Origin of the sequence: Enterobacter sp. Lyrl_3 (assembly GCF_051948675.1) — a bacterium.
In the GTDB taxonomy this organism is placed as follows: Bacteria; Pseudomonadota; Gammaproteobacteria; order Enterobacterales; family Enterobacteriaceae; genus Enterobacter; species Enterobacter cloacae.
Map to the genome: position 1 here is coordinate 225,367 of NZ_JAYJLI010000004.1, position 17,048 is coordinate 242,414.

At 55.1% G+C, this 17,048-nt stretch carries 17 protein-coding genes and 3 tRNA genes; 8 read left to right on the plus strand and 12 right to left on the minus strand.

Annotation, left to right across the window (positions count from 1 at the left end):
- Positions 1-35 precede the first annotated feature (35 nt).
- The 3 genes from deoB to deoC form a co-directional block, all read right to left on the minus strand.
- Positions 36-1,259, minus strand: coding sequence for a phosphopentomutase (gene deoB, locus VF709_RS10935; RefSeq protein ID WP_013095491.1), 1,224 nt, complete (start codon positions 1,257-1,259; stop codon positions 36-38).
- Between the two features lie 51 nt (positions 1,260-1,310).
- A complete protein-coding gene (gene deoA / locus VF709_RS10940) occupies positions 1,311-2,633 on the minus strand; it encodes a thymidine phosphorylase (RefSeq protein WP_095908429.1) in 1,323 nt (440 codons plus the stop codon).
- A 100-nt stretch (positions 2,634-2,733) separates the two neighbouring features.
- Positions 2,734-3,513 carry a deoxyribose-phosphate aldolase gene (deoC, locus tag VF709_RS10945; protein ID WP_013095489.1) on the minus strand — a complete coding sequence of 260 codons (780 nt, stop codon included), beginning with the start codon at positions 3,511-3,513 and terminating at the stop codon, positions 2,734-2,736.
- Positions 3,514-3,775: 262 nt separating this feature from the next.
- On the opposite strand from deoC, the gene VF709_RS10950 reads away from it, so the two are divergent.
- Together VF709_RS10950 and VF709_RS10955 are read left to right on the plus strand one after the other, a co-directional pair.
- Positions 3,776-5,323, plus strand: coding sequence for a YjjI family glycine radical enzyme (locus VF709_RS10950; protein ID WP_013095488.1), 1,548 nt, complete (start codon positions 3,776-3,778; stop codon positions 5,321-5,323).
- Positions 5,298-6,158, plus strand: coding sequence for a YjjW family glycine radical enzyme activase (locus VF709_RS10955; RefSeq protein ID WP_440231576.1), 861 nt, complete (start codon positions 5,298-5,300; stop codon positions 6,156-6,158). The genes VF709_RS10950 and VF709_RS10955 overlap by 26 nt, the downstream gene beginning before the upstream one ends.
- Here the strand turns inward: VF709_RS10955 and VF709_RS10960 are convergent.
- From VF709_RS10960 to VF709_RS10995, 8 genes are all read right to left on the minus strand, one after another.
- On the minus strand, positions 6,153-6,935 hold the full coding sequence (locus tag VF709_RS10960; RefSeq protein WP_149896536.1) for a TatD family hydrolase: 783 nt from the start codon (positions 6,933-6,935) through the stop codon (positions 6,153-6,155). The genes VF709_RS10955 and VF709_RS10960 overlap by 6 nt on opposite strands.
- Positions 6,932-7,984, minus strand: coding sequence for a patatin-like phospholipase family protein (locus tag VF709_RS10965; RefSeq protein ID WP_013095485.1), 1,053 nt, complete (start codon positions 7,982-7,984; stop codon positions 6,932-6,934). The genes VF709_RS10960 and VF709_RS10965 overlap by 4 nt, the downstream gene beginning before the upstream one ends.
- A gap of 120 nt (positions 7,985-8,104) precedes the next feature.
- Positions 8,105-8,266, minus strand: a complete 162-nt coding sequence (locus tag VF709_RS10970) for a DUF1328 domain-containing protein (protein ID WP_003856556.1) — start codon at positions 8,264-8,266, stop codon at positions 8,105-8,107.
- A gap of 126 nt (positions 8,267-8,392) precedes the next feature.
- Positions 8,393-9,010: a molecular chaperone OsmY gene (osmY, locus tag VF709_RS10975; RefSeq protein WP_013095484.1), complete on the minus strand. Its 618-nt coding sequence runs from the start codon at positions 9,008-9,010 to the stop codon at positions 8,393-8,395.
- A gap of 300 nt (positions 9,011-9,310) precedes the next feature.
- A complete protein-coding gene (gene prfC, locus VF709_RS10980) occupies positions 9,311-10,900 on the minus strand; it encodes a peptide chain release factor 3 (protein WP_023621922.1) in 1,590 nt (529 codons plus the stop codon).
- Positions 10,901-10,992: 92 nt separating this feature from the next.
- A complete protein-coding gene (gene yjjG, locus VF709_RS10985) occupies positions 10,993-11,670 on the minus strand; it encodes a pyrimidine 5'-nucleotidase (protein WP_020684451.1) in 678 nt (225 codons plus the stop codon).
- A gap of 20 nt (positions 11,671-11,690) precedes the next feature.
- A complete protein-coding gene (gene rimI, locus VF709_RS10990) occupies positions 11,691-12,134 on the minus strand; it encodes a ribosomal protein S18-alanine N-acetyltransferase (RefSeq protein WP_440231578.1) in 444 nt (147 codons plus the stop codon).
- A complete protein-coding gene (locus VF709_RS10995) occupies positions 12,103-12,516 on the minus strand; it encodes a DNA polymerase III subunit psi (protein ID WP_029882663.1) in 414 nt (137 codons plus the stop codon). The genes rimI and VF709_RS10995 overlap by 32 nt, the downstream gene beginning before the upstream one ends.
- Positions 12,517-12,618: 102 nt before the next feature.
- On the opposite strand from VF709_RS10995, the gene rsmC reads away from it, so the two are divergent.
- The 4 genes from rsmC to VF709_RS11015 all read left to right on the plus strand — a co-directional run bounded on the left by rsmC (position 12,619) and on the right by VF709_RS11015 (position 14,118).
- Positions 12,619-13,647: a 16S rRNA (guanine(1207)-N(2))-methyltransferase RsmC gene (gene rsmC, locus VF709_RS11000; protein ID WP_149896535.1), complete on the plus strand. Its 1,029-nt coding sequence runs from the start codon at positions 12,619-12,621 to the stop codon at positions 13,645-13,647.
- A 151-nt stretch (positions 13,648-13,798) separates the two neighbouring features.
- Positions 13,799-13,885: transfer RNA gene (locus tag VF709_RS11005), tRNA-Leu, on the plus strand.
- 28 nt (positions 13,886-13,913) lie between these two features.
- Positions 13,914-14,000, plus strand: a tRNA-Leu gene (locus tag VF709_RS11010).
- 31 nt (positions 14,001-14,031) lie between these two features.
- Positions 14,032-14,118 (plus strand) — tRNA-Leu (locus VF709_RS11015).
- Positions 14,119-14,160: 42 nt separating this feature from the next.
- Here the strand turns inward: VF709_RS11015 and VF709_RS11020 are convergent.
- Positions 14,161-14,430, minus strand: coding sequence for a DUF1435 domain-containing protein (locus tag VF709_RS11020; protein WP_058681502.1), 270 nt, complete (start codon positions 14,428-14,430; stop codon positions 14,161-14,163).
- A 216-nt stretch (positions 14,431-14,646) separates the two neighbouring features.
- On the opposite strand from VF709_RS11020, the gene VF709_RS11025 reads away from it, so the two are divergent.
- Both VF709_RS11025 and fhuF read left to right on the plus strand, forming a co-directional pair.
- Positions 14,647-15,711: a GGDEF domain-containing protein gene (locus VF709_RS11025; protein WP_058678925.1), complete on the plus strand. Its 1,065-nt coding sequence runs from the start codon at positions 14,647-14,649 to the stop codon at positions 15,709-15,711.
- Between the two features lie 92 nt (positions 15,712-15,803).
- Complete coding sequence (fhuF, locus tag VF709_RS11030) at positions 15,804-16,592, plus strand: siderophore-iron reductase FhuF (RefSeq protein WP_038418639.1); 789 nt, start codon at positions 15,804-15,806, stop codon at positions 16,590-16,592.
- Positions 16,593-17,048: the final 456 nt, after the last annotated feature.

The following is a 17,048-nucleotide window of genomic DNA, read 5'->3' on the forward strand; positions in this document are numbered from 1 at the left end:
TTGGGGTGAGGGCATCAGGCCGCACCCAACATAACTCAGAACATCGCCTTGCCATATTCCATGTCAGACGTGCCAAAATATTTCGCAATCGTCTGGCCGATGTCCGCGAAGGTTTCACGGTGACCCAGCGAGCCCGGTTTCACTTTCGGGCCATACACCAGCACCGGAATGTGCTCACGGGTGTGGTCAGTACCGGTCCAGGTTGGGTCACAGCCGTGGTCAGCGGTCAGGATCAGAATGTCATCTTCACCCACCAGCTCCATCAGCTCTGGCAGACGACGGTCGAACAGCTCCAGGCCGGCCGCATAACCCGCCACGTCGCGACGGTGGCCCCAGGAGGAGTCGAAGTCGACGAAGTTGGTGAAGACGATGGTGTTATCACCCGCTTCTTTCATCTCTTTGACGGTCGCGTCAAACAGCGCATCCAGGCCGGTGGCTTTCACCTTTTTGGTGATACCGCAGTTGGCGTAGATATCGGCGATTTTACCCACGGAAACCACGTGACCGCCTTTCTCATCAACCAGTTTCTGCAGCACGGTAGGTGCCGGTGGCTCAACGGCCAGGTCGTGACGGTTACCGGTACGCTGGAAGTTACCCGCTTTGTCGCCGATAAACGGACGCGCGATAACACGACCAATGTTGTAGCCGCCTTCGGTCAGCTCTTCACGGGCGATTTCGCACAGCTCGTACAGTTTATCCAGGCCAAACGTCTCTTCGTGGCAGGCAATCTGGAATACGGAGTCAGCAGAGGTGTAGAAAATCGGCTTACCGGTTTTCATGTGCTCTTCGCCGAGCTGATCCAGAATCACGGTACCGGAAGAGTGGCAGTTACCGAGGTAGCCCGGCAGGTTGGCGCGTTTCACCAGCTTATCAAGCAGTTCCTGCGGGAAGCTGTTCTCGTGATCGGAGAAATAGCCCCAGTCAAACAGAACCGGCACACCGGCGATTTCCCAGTGTCCAGACGGGGTGTCTTTACCGGAAGAGAGCTCATGCGCCCAGGCGTAAGCGCCCACCACTTCCGCGTTGCCGTCCATACCGGCAGCGATTTTACCGGTAGAACCTTCATGCGCTTTCACCAGACCGAGGCGGGTCAGATTGGGCAGAGTCAGAGGGCCTTTACGACCGTTGTCCGCTTCGCCTTTCGCACAGGCTTCCGCGATGTGACCCATGGTATCGGAACCCACGTCACCAAAACGTTCTGCATCTTCGGTTGCGCCGATGCCGAATGAGTCCAGCACCATAATAAATGCACGTTTCATAATTGTTCTCCGTACGTAGTGCTAAAAATGATTGATCAGATCAGTATACCGCTATTCGGTGATACGACGATAGACCGAAGGCGAGCTTTCTGGTGCTTTATCAGCAAGCGTAATAGCCGCTTTCACCGCCTTCGCCGCCTCCTGCCAGCTGGCTTCGTCTTTGGCGTGGATCACCGCCAGCGGACGTTCTCCGTCAACGCTGTCGCCCAGACGGGCCATATCGGTAAAGCCAACGCTGTAATCAATGGTGTCCGATGCCTGACGACGGCCGCCGCCCATCGAGACCACCGCCATACCCAGTGCACGGGTGTCCATAGCAGAGACGAAACCTTCGCCATCGGCATAAACGGCTTTGCTGAGCGTCGCGGTCGGCAGGTATTTCGCGTAATTTTCCACGAAGTCGGTCGGGCCTTTTTGCGCCGCCACCATGCGGCCAAAGATCTCTGCCGCTTTGCCGTTATCCAGCACCGCCTGCAGCTTCGCGCGCGCTTCAGCGTCGTCTTTCGCCAGTTTGCCTGAAATCAGCATCTCGACGCACAGCGCCATGGTCACGTCGAACAGTCGTGGGTTGCGGTATTCGCCTGTCAGGAACTGAACGGCTTCGCGCACTTCGACAGCGTTACCGGCGCTGGAGGCCAGCACCTGATTCATGTCCGTCAGCAGTGCGGTGGTGCGCACGCCTGCGCCGTTGGCGACGCCAACGATCGCTTCAGCAAGCTGAGCAGAGAGTTCATAGGTTGGCATAAACGCGCCGCTGCCCACTTTTACGTCCATTACCAGCGCGTCCAGCCCTTCTGCCAGTTTCTTCGCCAGAATAGAGGCGGTGATCAGCGGGATGGAGTCAACGGTTGCGGTGATATCGCGGGTTGCGTAGAAGCGCTTGTCTGCCGGGGCAAGCGAGCTGGTCTGGCCGATGATCGCCACGCCAACGTCTTTAATAATTTCGCGGAAGCGGTTGTCATCCGGGAAGATATCGAAGCCCGGAATGGCTTCCAGTTTGTCGAGCGTACCGCCGGTGTGTCCCAGGCCGCGCCCGGAGATCATCGGGATATAACCGCCGCAGGCCGCCACCATGGGGCCGAGCATCAGAGACGTTACATCGCCTACGCCGCCGGTGGAGTGTTTGTCGACAATCGGACCGTTGAGGTTGAGGCTCTTCCAGTCCAGTACGGTTCCTGAATCTCGCATCGCCATGGTCAACGAGACACGCTCAGGCATCGACATATCGTGGAAGAAGATGGTCATCGCCAGGGCTGCAATCTGCCCTTCTGAGATGGTGTTATCTCGAATGCCGTTGATAAAGAAGCGGATCTCTTCGTCGCTTAATGCATGACCATCACGTTTTTTACGAATAATTTCTTGTGCGAGAAACACGGTAACCCCCATGAGGAATCGGGTGAATGATGGCGGGTACGATATACCCGACCACGATCCTGTAGGCCGGGTAAGCGTAGCGCCACCCGGCAATTCAAACTTAGTAGCTGCTGGCGCTCTTACCGTCGCCATGACCCAGCGCTTTCAGCAGGCTTGCCAGCAGGCTGGACGCGCCGAAGCGGTAGTGACGTGAGTCCGCCCACTCTTCGCCGAACAGCTCGTCGGCAATCGCCAGGAACTGCTGCGCGTCTTCCGCAGTACGCACGCCGCCCGCCGGTTTAAAGCCCACGGTTTTGGACACGCCCATATCGCGGATCACTTCCATCATGATGCGCGCGCTTTCCGGGGTCGCATTCACCGGCACTTTACCGGTAGAGGTTTTAATGAAATCCGCACCGGCTTTGATGGAGATTTCGGACGCTTTACGAATCAGCGCTTCTTCTTTCAGTTCGCCGGTTTCGATGATCACTTTCAGCAGCACGTTTGCCGCCGCGCAGGCGTCTTTACAGGCTTTCACCAGGTCAAAGCCCACCTGCTCGTTGCCCGCGATCAGCGCACGGTACGGGAATACCACGTCAACTTCGTCTGCGCCGTAGGCAATCGCCGCGCGGGTTTCCGCCAGCGCGATCTCGATATCGTCGTTGCCGTGCGGGAAGTTAGTTACGGTTGCAATGCGCACGTCCGGGGTACCCTGCTCTTTCAGCGTTTTGCGGGCAATCGGGATAAAGCGCGGATAGATGCAGACAGCGGCAGTGTTGCCCACTGGCGTTTTCGCCTGATGACACAGGGCGATGACTTTTTCATTGGTGTCGTCATCGTTCAGGGTGGTCAGGTCCATCAGTTTCAACGCGCGCAGGCTGCTTGCAGTTAAATCGGTCATAACATTCTCCAACGGCGGTGCCGTATCAATTTTACCTTGCGGGTCTGTGAGTATTCTAACATCCACCCGCATTCACACTTCGACATTCATCACAGTTAATGAAAACTACGTACAAATTTGCATTACTGTAATGAGATCTGCTTCAAATTTTAATGCGTGAACTGCTGACGAATGCAGCGATTCCCCTCGTCAGATCAAAAGCCCTGACGGGATGGCTTCCTACAATCCGTTCAACATCCGCAGAACAATCAAGGAAGCGAACATGCCCCACGCCAGCCCCGACGCCCTGCAACAACGTTGCCAGCACATTGTGACAAGCCCGGTGTTAACCCCGGAACAGAAGCGTCATTTTCTGGCGCTGGAAGCGGAAAACAATCTGCCTTATCCGGCACTTCCTGAGGCGGCTCGTGCCGCGCTGGACAAGGGATTTATCTGCGACATGTTTGAAGGCCACGCGCCCTATAAACCCCGTTATGTTCTGCCGGATTACGCAACGTTTCTGGCTAAAGGTTCAGAATGGCTGGAGCTGGAGGGGGCGAAAGATCTGGATGACGCGCTCTCGCTGTTAACCATTCTCTACCATCATGTGCCGTCAGTAACATCAATGCCGGTCTATCTCGGTCACCTTGATGCCTTACTGCAACCCTATGTTAGAATTCTAACACAAGAAGCGATCGATAGCCGAATAAAACGTTTCTGGCGCTATCTCGACAGAACGTTGCCGGACGCCTTTACGCACGTCAACATCGGTCCGGCAGATACCCCCATCACCCGCGCCATTTTGCGTGCCGATGCAGAATTGAAGCAGGCTGCACCGAATCTGACGTTTATTTATGACCCGGACGTGACGCCGGACGATCTCCTGCTTGAGGTGGCAAAAAATATCTGTGAATGCAGCAAACCGCATATTTCCCATGGCCCGGTGAATGATAAAATTTTCACAAAAGGCCGCTATGGCATCGTGAGCTGTTACAACTCGCTGCCGCTGGCGGGCGGCGGCAGTACGCTGGTCCGCCTCAATCTGCGGGCGATTGCTGAACACAGCGCGTCACCCGACGATTTCTTCACGCGTATGTTGCCGCACTACTGCCAGCAACAAATGGCCATCATTGATGCCCGCTGCGCGTTTCTCTATCAACAATCCGGCTTCTTTGAGAATAGCTTCCTGGTGAAAGAGGGGCTGATTGATGCCGATCGCTTTGTACCGATGTTTGGCATGTACGGCATGGCAGAGGCGGTGAATACGCTTTGCGAAAAAGCGGGTATTGACGGCCGTTACGGTAAGAGCGAGCAGGCCAACGCGCTGGGCTATCGCATCAGCGAGCAGCTGGCGGCGTTTGTGGAAAACACGCCGGTTAAATACGGCTGGAAACAGCGTGCGATGCTCCATGCACAGTCGGGAATAAGTTCAGATGTCGGTACCACTCCGGGTGCGCGTCTGCCGTACGGCGACGAGCCGGATCCCATCACTCATCTGCTGGCCGTGGCACCGCATCACCCGCACTACTCCGCCGGGATCAGCGACATTCTGACGCTGGATGAGACGGTAAAACGCAATCCGCAGGCGGTCGTGCAGCTGTGCCTGGGGGCGTTTAAGGCCGGTATGCGGGAATTTACCGCCAACGTAGCCGGTAACGATCTGGTGCGCGTGACCGGCTATATGGTGCGGCTGTCGGATCTGGCACAGTATCGCGAAGCCGGATCGCGCACCAATACCACCTGGCTTGGCGAAGAAGCCGCACGCAATACCCGCATTCTGGAACGTCAGCCGCGCGTGGTCAGCCATGAACAGCAGATGCGCTTTAGTTAGTCAGGTTATCCCCTTCTCCTGCGTGGACGGGCCGGGCAGCCGCCTGGCCCTCTTCCTGCAGGGCTGTAACCTGCGCTGTAAAACCTGCCACAACCCGTGGACCATCGGTCGCTGCAACGACTGCGGCGACTGCGTGCCCCACTGCCCGCACGATGCACTGAACATTCAGGCCGGACGCGTCTGGTGGCAGGAGAGTCGGTGCCAGCAGTGCGATACCTGCCTGCATCTGTGCCAGCAGCAGGCAACGCCAATGGCGCAGCGCCTGAGCGTGGAAGAGATCCTCGCGCAGGTCCGTAAAGCCGCCCCTTTTATTGAAGGGGTTACCGTGAGCGGCGGCGAAGCCACTACCCAGTTGCCGTTTTTGATCGCCCTGTTCACGGCGATCAAAACGGATCCCGCCCTGCGCCACCTGACGTGTCTGGTGGACAGTAACGGTCTGCTGGGGGAAACCGGCTGGCAAAGACTGCTGCCGGTACTGGATGGCGCGATGGTGGATCTCAAGGCGTGGGGAAACGAACATCACCTCGTGCTGACCGGACGCGAAAACCCGCAGATTAAGCAGAGCATTCGCTGGCTGGCGCAGCATCAGCGGCTGACGGAACTGCGTTTACTGGTGATCCCTGAGCAGTGCGATTATCTGGAGCATCTTAAGCCCCTGACAACATTTATCCACGGGCTGGGGAATGTGCCGGTGCGCATTAACGCGTTTCACGCGCACGGGGTTTACGGCGAGGCGGCGTCATGGCGCAGCGCTACACCGGAGGACATCGAGCCGCTGGCGCTGGCGCTCGAAAAACAGCACATCACGGTGATTCGCCCGGCACTTTACCTATAGCGTGATGCCAAACAGCGCGCGGGTATTTTCCAGCAGCGCATCTGCAATCTCCGTTTCCGGCTCCTCACGCAGTTCACACAGCGTGGTAAACACGCGTGCCGCCTGTTCCGGGCGGTTCGGCTGCCCCTGAAAACCGTTTAATGGCATATCAGGAGCATCCGTTTCCAGTAACAGAGCAGACAGCGGTAACTGTGCCATTACGTCGCGCGTTTTGCTGGCCCGGGGATAGGTAATGGTACCGCCCACGCCAATCTTATAGCCCAGTTCAATGAAACGCTGCGCCTGCTGCAGACTACCGGAGAAACCGTGCACCACCCCTTTTCGCGGCAGATCGATGCGTTTCAGGTGCATCGCCAGTTTGTCGTGCGTACGTCGTGAGTGGAGGATCACCGGCAGATCGTGACGCTTTGCCAGCCTGAGCTGGGCATCAAGGATCGTCTGCTGGCGTTCAAACTGCGGATTATCGCGATAGAGATCGAGGCCGATCTCACCCATCGCGACCAGTTTGTTTTCGCGGGTTTGCAGCGCCGCATCCAGTACGTCGAGATGTTCGTCCAGATGGTGTTCTATCACAATAGGATGCAGACCCAGCGCGGCGTACAGCGCATCATGGCGGCGGGCGAGATCAAGCACGCGCTCGAATCTGTCCACTTCGATTGCAGGCACAATCATCGCGTGGATACCCACCTGAGCGGCGCGCTCAATGCTCTGCGTCTCGTCCCCCGTAAACGGCGGAAAATCAAAGTGGCAGTGGGTATCAACAAAACGGTGCGTCACGCCAGATCCTCGTTATCCAGTAAAGCGTCATTCGCCTGCGGGACATCCACCAGTGGCACGGTCAGCGGATCGTTAGCCACAATCGCAGGCGGCGTAATAATGTGTTTGTGCCGGTGCAGCGGCGGTTGCTCTGCCAGCATTTTTCCAACCGTCGCCAGGAAGTAGCGTCCGCACAGCCGCCCCGTTTTATAATCTGCACGCAGCGCGGGAACACGGCTGCCGAGCGCCATACTGACCAGCGGTTTCGGCGGATAAATTTCAAAAATACGCAGCTTACCCGGCGGTTTTTCGATAAAGCGTTGCATCGCGCCGTAGGTGGTTTCATGCTGCTTCGCGATATTCACCAGCGGCTGCAAACTGCTGTCGCCCAGCCAGCGCTCCATCCGTTTAAACCACTGCGGCGTGTAGTACATTTGCGACGGCACAGTGCGGATCACCACAATGGTTTTTGCCCCCCGCCGGGCCGCTTCCTGCACCGGCACCGCGTCACTGATGCCGCCGTCGAGATAGCTGATGCCGTCCAGCAACGCGCCGGTCCGATAAAAGCCGGGAATGGCGCTGGAGGCACGGATGATATCCAGCCAGTTCTCTTTTTGCGGAGAGAAATAGCCCGGGGAATAATCATCGCCCCGGCTGGCGCACATCCAGAACGCTTTGCCGCTATCAAACAGGCGTGCGGCGGTATCCATCGCCAGCGGCATCTGGCTGGAAGTGGATTCCAGCAGCCAGTCGAGATCGATCAGGTTGCCGCCGCGCACAAAGCGCACCGGGTTAAAAAATTCTTTCGCCGTGGTGTAGCGCATAATGACCTTTCGCGCGTAGCCGGGCTGGTTACAGACATAGGCAGACAGGTTCTGCGCCCCGGCAGACGTGCCGAAGTAAAGGTCAAACGGGTTGAATTGCGCGCGCATAAATTCATCCAGCACGCCGGCGGTAAAAATGCCGCGCTGCCCGCCCCCCTCGCAAACCAGCGCAAGTTGACCAGCACGAAACGGTTTTAACGTCAGCGGCGCAATATTGCCGAGCGTAACGGGAATTCGTTGCCCCACCTCTGCTTTCCTGTTTTGATTATTTTCTCTCTTCACAGTAACGCACCCGACCAGCAACGCAAATAAGAAAAAGCCAGTCATCACGACTGGCTTTTTTTTGTTTAAGGAATATTGCGTTTGCTACGGACGTCTGCGTCCCGTAAACAGGCTCACCAGGAACAGGATGATACCGACAACGAAGACAATTTTAGCTGCCCAGGCCGCTGTACCCGCCAGTCCGCCAAAGCCCAAAGCGGCGGCAATTAACGCGATAACCAGAAATATAATGCCCCAACGAAACATAAGCCTCTCCTTTACCATAGTTAATGTCGGCCGCTAAATATGAGCGCTCAGGTCACTCACCGGCGTTTTTCCAGAGTCATTTTTATTTCGCCCGCAGGGCTGGCCTGTCGGGCGAATCGTGCAGGTTTACTTCGTTTTCAGATCGTTTTTAACGCTTTTCACACCATCAATTGCTTTCGCAATGGATTCGGCGCGGTCAATTTGCGCCTGAGAATCTACCGTACCGGAAAGCTGAACCACACCGTCGGTGGTTTCCACTTTGACTTTACGCGATGGCACGATGTCATCTGCTAAAAGTTTAGCTTTGATTTCGCTGGTCGTAGCGGCATCGCCTGCATAGCCTTTCACCGACGCGTTTTTGCTGTCACGGACGTGCAGTTTGTCACTTACAGACGCAACGCCTTCAACACCCTTCGCCACTTTTACGGCCTGTTCGGCCTGGGCCTGGCTTTCAACAAAGCCGCTCAGGGTGACGACTTTTTGCTCGGTTTTTACGGAAATATCGGTGCTCTTGATAGCTTCATCATCTACCAGCGCGGCTTTCACTTTTGCTGTGATTGAGCTGTCATCCATGAAATTACCGACTTTATTCATAGAGCTATCGATTTTTTCCCCTGCGGTATTAGCGGTGTTTTGCGCTTTATCCATGGTGCTGGATTCCGCCAGAGCGGAGCCGCTTACCAGAACGCTACCCAATGTCACCGCCAGCAGAGTTTTAGAAATCTTCAGTCTTGTCATATTCATCGATGTATTCCTGTGTTTTGCCCGTTATTCGGGCTACATACTTCCTTAGTAGTTTTATATATTGCGAATAGACACACGGGCAAAATGGAGAACCTAAAGTCATGCATTGAACAGTTTATTCATCCACGCCCGGAGCTAAACACTGAGTTAAATATAGATCACTCTCACAGAGGTGCTTTCAGTTTCGGGCAAAAAACGAGCAAAAAGCGCGAAAATGCGATGAATTAAGAACATTCCGCAAGGGACTAATAAGACAGGAAATAAAGAAGAGCACGGCGGCTGCCGTGCTCTGAGAGGGGATTAGTGTTCGCGCGTTTTGCGGAACTGTACGTCAGGATAACGTTCCTGCGTCAGATTCAGGTTAACCATGGTTGGGGCGATATAGGTGAGATTATCACCGCCATCCAGCGCCAGCTGAACTTCGTTCTTACGCTTGAACTCCTCGAATTTCTTCACGTCAGCACATTCAACCCAGCGCGCGGTCGCCACGTTGACCGATTCGTAAATCGCTTCCACGTTGTATTCGCTCTTCAGACGCGCAACCACCACGTCGAACTGCAGCACACCCACCGCACCCACGATCAGATCGTTGTTCGCGATTGGACGGAAGACCTGCACAGCACCCTCTTCGGAAAGCTGCACCAGCCCTTTCAGCAGCTGTTTCTGCTTCAGCGGATCTTTCAGGCGAATGCGGCGGAACAGCTCTGGCGCGAAGTTCGGTATCCCGGTGAACTTCATCATTTCGCCCTGCGTGAAGGTATCGCCGATCTGGATGGTGCCATGGTTATGCAGACCGATAATGTCACCCGGATACGCTTCTTCCACGTGCGAACGGTCGCCCGCCATGAAGGTCAGCGCGTCGGAGATCACCACATCTTTACCGATACGCACCTGACGCAGCTTCATACCCTTTTCATACTTGCCGGACACCACGCGCATAAAGGCCACGCGGTCACGGTGTTTCGGGTCCATATTGGCCTGAATTTTAAAGACGAAGCCGGTGAACTTCTCTTCTTTCGCTTCCACTTCACGGGTGTCGGTTTTACGTGGCATCGGCTGCGGCGCCCACTCCACCAGACCGTCGAGCATATGGTCGACGCCGAAGTTACCCAAAGCGGTACCAAAGAAGACCGGGGTAATTTCGCCGCTCAGGAACAGCTCTTTATCGAACTCATGAGATGCGCCTTTCACCAGCTCCAGCTCGTCACGCAGCTGTGCAGCCAGCTCGTCACCCACCGCGGCGTCCAGATCCGGATTATCCAGACCTTTCACGATGCGCACTTCCTGAATGGTGTGGCCTTTACCTGTCTGATACAAATAGGTTTCGTCTTTATAAAGGTGGTAAACACCTTTAAACAGCTTACCGCAGCCAATTGGCCAGGTGATGGGCGCACAGGCAATCTTCAGCTCGTTTTCCACTTCATCCATCAGCTCCATCGGATCACGGATGTCACGGTCGAGTTTGTTCATAAAGGTGAGGATTGGCGTATCGCGCAGACGGGTCACTTCCATCAGCTTACGGGTACGGTCTTCTACACCTTTTGCGGCGTCGATCACCATCAGGCAGCAGTCCACCGCCGTCAGCGTACGGTAGGTATCTTCGGAGAAGTCTTCGTGGCCCGGGGTGTCCAGCAGGTTCACCAGGCAGTCGTGATACGGGAACTGCATCACGGAGGTGGTAATCGAAATACCACGCTGTTTTTCCATCTCCATCCAGTCAGATTTTGCGTGCTGGCTGGAGCCACGGCCCTTTACGGTACCGGCGGTCTGGATGGCCTGTCCGAACAGCAGCACCTTCTCGGTGATGGTGGTTTTACCGGCATCCGGGTGCGAAATAATGGCAAAAGTGCGGCGTTTGGCCACCTCTTGCAGATAAGGAGACAACGTCATAATCAAATCTTCTTATATAAGCGCGACAGCAGGCCGCGCATCATGGAATACGAAAAATGCGGCTATTTTACCCATCAATGGGGGGCAGGCAATCATTGTTTACACAGGAGCTGCTCCAGTTCGTTCAACGACGTTACGGTCCAGGTTGGCTCAATACCTTCTGGCTTCACGCGGCCATGCGCATTCAACCAGACGGTCGACAGACCAGAATTCATGCCGCCCAGAATATCCGACTCCGCGGTATCACCCACCATCAGCACACGGTCGCGATCGGGGTTGCCGGCTTGCGCCAGTGCATAATCAAAAATACGTGGATCCGGCTTCGGCACGCCCACCTCTTCTGAGATCACCAGCGCGTCGAAATGATCGCGCAGGCCCGTGCGCTCAAGGCGAATCTGCTGCAGCGCGGTAAAACCGTTGGTGATGATCCCCAGTTTGACCTTGCCTTTCAGCGAATCAAGCAGGGAAACCGCCCCCGGCAGCGGGGCGCAGATATCGGCCATCGCATTGAGGAATGCCTCGTTTAACGCGCCTGGACTTACATTTAACCGTTCGGCCCAGACATCGAAACGCTGGTGCTGCAGTTGTAACGCGGTGATGGCACCGTTCTGGTAATCCACCCACAGCGGTTTATTCACCGCCTGATAGTCCTGAAAATCTTCAGCGGTGAAGGTCACGCTATAGTCCAAAAACATCCGCTGTAGACCACCGAACGAATCGAACGTAAAGAGCGTTTCGTCGGCGTCAAAGAAAATCCAGTCCCATTTCATCGTTACAACCTTATTTTTCGTTATCCAATCGGCAGAGCCATAATAATGGCGTCTTCATGTCCCTCTGCGGTCGGGTAGTAGTTACGGCGAATTGTCGCCTCGTTAAAGCCTAAGCTTTCATAGAGCGCGATGGCGGCGACATTTGACGCGCGCACCTCCAGCCACAGGGTGAAAACGTCACGGGTTTCGAGCTCACGAATGAGATGCGTAAGCAGTTCTCTTCCCAGCCCACGGCGCTGAAATGCGGGATCCACCGCGATATTAAACAGCGTGGCCTCATCCAGAACGACCTGGGTTATCGCAAATGCGGCCAGGGTGCCGTCAACGTCCAGGCGGTAATTCAGATACCGTTCGCCCTGATTGCTGGCGAGTGTCTTTTCGCTCCACGGAAACGCATGGGCGCGTGTTTCAATCGCATACGCCGCAGGCAGATCAGGCGTCGTGAGGGAAGAAATCGTGTTCATATTCGCAGATTTGTTGCCATAGCGCGCTTCGCGCTTTTGGGTTGGCTTTCAGCTCTTCCAGCACGGGGGAGCTGATCTGGCTCCCGGAAAGGGATATGTCGTTTGTCTCGCCCATTCGCCAGCAGTTGCAATGGCTGTCAGGAGGAAGCATGGCGACCCTGTCCGGCGTCAGCTGTAAAACCTGGTCGGCCGTCAGCTTCAGGCTGCGAAGGACATCACCAATCAGGGCATCATTCAGGGCAGGCAGTTCTTCCGCCACCATCACCAGACGCACATGCGCAGGGATGGCGATAGCGATTTCACCCTGCAACGCCGTCGGGCGACGCAAGACCCACTGGGTGATACCCAGCTGCTGCAACTGCCAGTCACGTCGGGATGTCATAGCGAAAACTCCTGTCTCTCAGGCGCGCAAATATAGCAAATGTGTCGAAAGTGCGCCATCTACCTACTATAATCCCCGCCTGAGTTTATTGAGGAACAATTCATGTCTGCATTTACCCCGGCAAGTGAAGTCTTGCTGCGTCACAGTGATGATTTCGAAGAAAGCCGTATTCTGTTTGCCGGAGATATGCAGGATGACCTGCCCGCGCGTTTCGACTGTGCTGAAAGCCGTGCCCACACCCAATACTACCACCACTGGCAGGTGCTGAGCCGCCAGATGGGCGAGCGCGCACGCTTTAGCCTGGTGGCGGAACAGAGTGATGTCGCTGACTGCGACACGCTGATCTACTACTGGCCGAAGAACAAACCGGAAGCGCAGTTCCAGCTGATGAATCTGCTCTCTCTGCTGCCGGTCGGGTGCGATATTTTCGTGGTCGGTGAGAACCGCAGCGGCGTGCGAAGCGCAGAGCAGATGCTGGAAGCGTACGCCCCGCTCAATAAAGTCGACAGCGCCCGTCGCTGCGGCCTGTATCATGGTCGTCTGGAAAACCAGCCTTCCTTTGATGCCGGGACATACTGGGATGCGTATCAGCTTGATGGCCTGACCATTAAAACCCTGCCGGGCGTTTTCAGCCGTGACGGGCTGGACATGGGCAGTAAGCTGCTGCTCTCCACGCTGACGCCGCACACCAAAGGCAAAGTGCTGGACGTAGGCTGCGGTGCAGGGGTACTGGCCACGGTGCTGGCAAGCCACTCACCAAAAGTCCGCCTGACGCTCTGTGACGTCAGCGCGCCCGCAGTTGAAGCCAGCCGTGCGACGCTTGCCGCAAACGGCTTCGAAGGGGATGTCTTCGCCAGCAACGTCTTCTCGGACGTTACCGGTCGGTTCGACATGATTATTTCAAATCCGCCGTTCCACGATGGCATCGAAACCAGCCTTGAAGCAGCGCAAACGCTGATCCGTGGCGCAGTACGTCACCTGAACAGCGGGGGTGAACTGAGGATCGTCGCCAACGCGTTTCTGCCGTACCCGAAAGTGCTGGATGAAACCTTCGGCTTCCATGAAGTTATCGCGCAAACGGGCCGTTTTAAGGTCTACCGTACCGTGATGACGCGTCAGGCTAAAAAGTAATCCACGGGTATTGTTTGCCGGAGAAGTGCCATCCCCCTCCGGCCATTTTTGCAGCAATTAAAACAACGCGCGCATTTTTCTATTGACGTAAAGCTCAAAACATCTAGAATGCGCCTCCGTGGTTACGATACTTTTACAGTATCGATGGTATGCGAAGGTGGCGGAATTGGTAGACGCGCTAGCTTCAGGTGTTAGTGTCCTTACGGACGTGGGGGTTCAAGTCCCCCCCCTCGCACCATAAATCACGTTGATATTGCTCGCACTGGGCGAAGGTGGCGGAATTGGTAGACGCGCTAGCTTCAGGTGTTAGTGTTCTTACGGACGTGGGGGTTCAAGTCCCCCCCCTCGCACCAACGAGGCGATATCAAAAAGTAAGATAACTGTGCGAAGGTGGCGGAATTGGTAGACGCGCTAGCTTCAGGTGTTAGTGTCCTTACGGACGTGGGGGTTCAAGTCCCCCCCCTCGCACCAATTATCTTGCATCCCCTCTGAAGTCCTTCTTGTTATTCACTGTTATTTCAAACTCATCAGTATCACCAGAATTCCACTGACCAGCGCGACGCATGATGGCAACAAAACAAAGTGCCGTAATTGCTTATGCCAGATCATGGCTGAGGTCATCAGCAGCCCTGACACAATGATGGCTTTCCAGAGATCAATGGAGAGATCGGCAAACATCAGACCGCCGAGGATGGCTCCCGGCAGTAATACCCCCCAACCACTTCCTAACACCCGGTTCAACATGGTTTGCCCTTTCGAATCGATAATGATAACCAATATCATATGACAAGCATTATCATTTGTCAGCACCGATAATTAAAAACCGTGGCCGTTTACCTTTCCCGTAATGACAGGCATTGTTTAAGGTGATAAATTGCCCACCTGTTAACTACTCATAAAATTTCTCTGATAATTACTCGTTGATTTTTTTTGCTTCCATTATTGCGAAACAACATCCATTTATCTGTTTTAATTAAATTTTAATAAAAACGCACTACTATGACATCACAATCCTGGCGGTCTTTGGTCAACAGCAAATATCAATTATCGTTACGTTTATTTTTATTTTTGAACGCAACCTCAGCGGTGTTCTCGGTAACAAATCCGCTCTATTCTGTTCAGCTGTTATCTTTCCCCCTGCTGGCTATTTTTACGCTCAGCACCGGATTGCTGCTCTGGCACTGGCAAAAGAGTACCCGCAAGATAAATATTCCTGTGGTTTCAGCGATATTCGGGATTTTATGGGCCTGGCAAATCGCCTCAAAATTTTCGTTAATTACGCACGATCGGGCGACATATTTGATCATGGCGCTATTAACGGTGCTTTTTATCGGTTCGCTGGCATTCGCCATTAATATCAAAGCGTTTACGCTCCACTCATTACCCGCATTTATTGTCTGCCTGTGGTTAAGCCCCTCTGAACACTGGTTGAGAATGATCTACTCTTTCATTCTTCCGGTCGTGGCTATCGGCGTTCACCACGTACTACAAAGACGTAACGATCGCTTCGCTCAGGAACTCCTCTCCCGGTTACTGGAAGAACGAGAAACGCTGACCGATCTCAGCATGATGGATCCGCTTACCGGCCTGTATAACCGTCGCGGCTTGCAAAGCCGACTGGAGAATCTGCCTGCGGTAGAGAACGGCGAACACTTTGTCCTGCTAATGGATATCGATCACTTCAAAGCCTATAACGACCACTACGGCCATATGATGGGTGACCAGGCGTTAATCCGTGTCTCGGCAGCCATTCGTGATGCCGTACGCTCGCGGGACATTGTGGCGCGGTTTGGCGGGGAAGAGTTTATGGTACTGCTGACGAACATCTCGCTGGAACATGCCCGCCAGACGGCAGAGCGTATTCGTCAGAAAGTGTACGACTTAAAAATCCCCCACATGTTCAATGAGCGCGTCGCGACTAACGTCACCATCAGCATTGGTATTGCCATTTTTGAGAATGAAGACGCAGAAGGCGCGCTGGAAAAAGCGGATAAAGCCCTCTACGAAGCAAAGCATCTTGGGCGGAATAACATTCTGCTCAGCGAAGAGCTACAGGCGGTTTAAGCACAGCATTCTCTCTCCAGGACAAAAGTCTTGCCATCGGTATGAGCAATAGTTAGGATTGGCAATCATTATCATTTAGATTTCTATCTATTATGGCCACTCATACCGTACAGACTGTTGAACCCCTCCTCTGGCGAGCCCGTCTCACCACGGGAGACTCTTCGCTTGCGGAAGCCATACGCCAAAAGATAGCGGCAACCCGTGCCCATCTGCTGGACTTTATCAAACTGGATGAGCCGCATCCGCACCACGCCATGACACTGGCACAGTGGCAGCAGCCGGCAAAACGCCAGTCGCTGCTGGCAACCTATTCTGACCATATCTATCGCAATCAACCCACCCTTACGCGGGAAAATAAGCCCCTGCTCTCTCTCTGGGCGCAATGGTATATCGGCCTGATGGCGCCTCCGCTTATGCTGGCATTGCTCACCCAGGAGACCATGCTGGATCTCTCCCCGGAGTATTTTCACGTTGAGTTCCACGAGACGGGGCGTGCGGCCTGCTTCTGGATCGATCTTCACGAAGACCCAACGGCCATGCATCTTTCTGCCACGCAGCGGATGGAGCGGCTCGTGACCCGCGCCCTGATGCCGGTGGTGAATGCTCTGGAAGAGACAGGTGAGATCAACGGGAAGCTTATCTGGAGTAATACCGGCTATTTAATCCACTGGTATTTGACGGAAATGAAGCCCCTGCTCGGTGATGAGAAGGTGGATGCCCTGCGTCAGTCCTTGTTCTTTACGAAACAGCTTGCGGATGGCCGCGATAACCCATTATTCCGTACCGTAGTGCCGCGTGACGGGCTTCTGGTGCGTCGCACCTGCTGCCAGCGCTATCGCCTGCCGGACGTTCAGCAGTGCGGGGATTGTACGCTGAAGTAGTCAGGACCGGCCTGATGCCCTCACCCTGCCCCTCTCCCACAGGGTTGAGGGATCCCCATAAATAATGCCTGCACAGACGGCCCCCTCTCCCTTTGGGAGAGGGCGGGGGTGAGGGGGAACATACGGCTGTGGAGGTCATTCCGTTCACTTTATGTTCCTTGCTACTCTGTAACGGCATGACTTGTGAACGTGCCAGGGTGGCTCAGTCGCCACCACCCTGGCGACCCGGGCTCCCGGCGGTAAATCGCCGCTTCGCGGATTGTTCGCCCCATCCCTGGGGCTCACCCCTTTGGGGCCAGCGCAAGCGCTGTCCAAAATTGCTCCCGGCAATTTTGTCTTCGGCTTATTCCTTCCGGCTTATCGGGGACGGGCGGATGTAACGTCCCTGTAAAGCCGCCCTCTCGGCGCATCCCTGCGCCTCGCCCCGGCCTGCAGGAAACGCCTCAGCGATTTACA

What these genes read in the sequence shown, in the direction of transcription:
- deoB (WP_013095491.1), bottom strand. Translation starts at nt 1,259, where the DNA reads ATGAAACGTGCATTTATTATGGTGCTGGACTCATTCGGCATCGGCGCA.
- deoC (WP_013095489.1), bottom strand. Translation starts at nt 3,513, where the DNA reads ATGACCGATTTAACTGCAAGCAGCCTGCGCGCGTTGAAACTGATGGAC.
- VF709_RS10950 (WP_013095488.1), top strand. Translation starts at nt 3,776, where the DNA reads ATGCCCCACGCCAGCCCCGACGCCCTGCAACAACGTTGCCAGCACATT.
- VF709_RS10955 (WP_440231576.1), top strand. Translation starts at nt 5,298, where the DNA reads ATGAACAGCAGATGCGCTTTAGTTAGTCAGGTTATCCCCTTCTCCTGC.
- VF709_RS10970 (WP_003856556.1), bottom strand. Translation starts at nt 8,266, where the DNA reads ATGTTTCGTTGGGGCATTATATTTCTGGTTATCGCGTTAATTGCCGCC.
- osmY (WP_013095484.1), bottom strand. Translation starts at nt 9,010, where the DNA reads ATGAATATGACAAGACTGAAGATTTCTAAAACTCTGCTGGCGGTGACA.
- prfC (WP_023621922.1), bottom strand. Translation starts at nt 10,900, where the DNA reads ATGACGTTGTCTCCTTATCTGCAAGAGGTGGCCAAACGCCGCACTTTT.
- yjjG (WP_020684451.1), bottom strand. Translation starts at nt 11,670, where the DNA reads ATGAAATGGGACTGGATTTTCTTTGACGCCGACGAAACGCTCTTTACG.
- rimI (WP_440231578.1), bottom strand. Translation starts at nt 12,134, where the DNA reads ATGAACACGATTTCTTCCCTCACGACGCCTGATCTGCCTGCGGCGTAT.
- VF709_RS10995 (WP_029882663.1), bottom strand. Translation starts at nt 12,516, where the DNA reads ATGACATCCCGACGTGACTGGCAGTTGCAGCAGCTGGGTATCACCCAG.
- rsmC (WP_149896535.1), top strand. Translation starts at nt 12,619, where the DNA reads ATGTCTGCATTTACCCCGGCAAGTGAAGTCTTGCTGCGTCACAGTGAT.
- VF709_RS11020 (WP_058681502.1), bottom strand. Translation starts at nt 14,430, where the DNA reads ATGATATTGGTTATCATTATCGATTCGAAAGGGCAAACCATGTTGAAC.
- VF709_RS11025 (WP_058678925.1), top strand. Translation starts at nt 14,647, where the DNA reads ATGACATCACAATCCTGGCGGTCTTTGGTCAACAGCAAATATCAATTA.
- fhuF (WP_038418639.1), top strand. Translation starts at nt 15,804, where the DNA reads ATGGCCACTCATACCGTACAGACTGTTGAACCCCTCCTCTGGCGAGCC.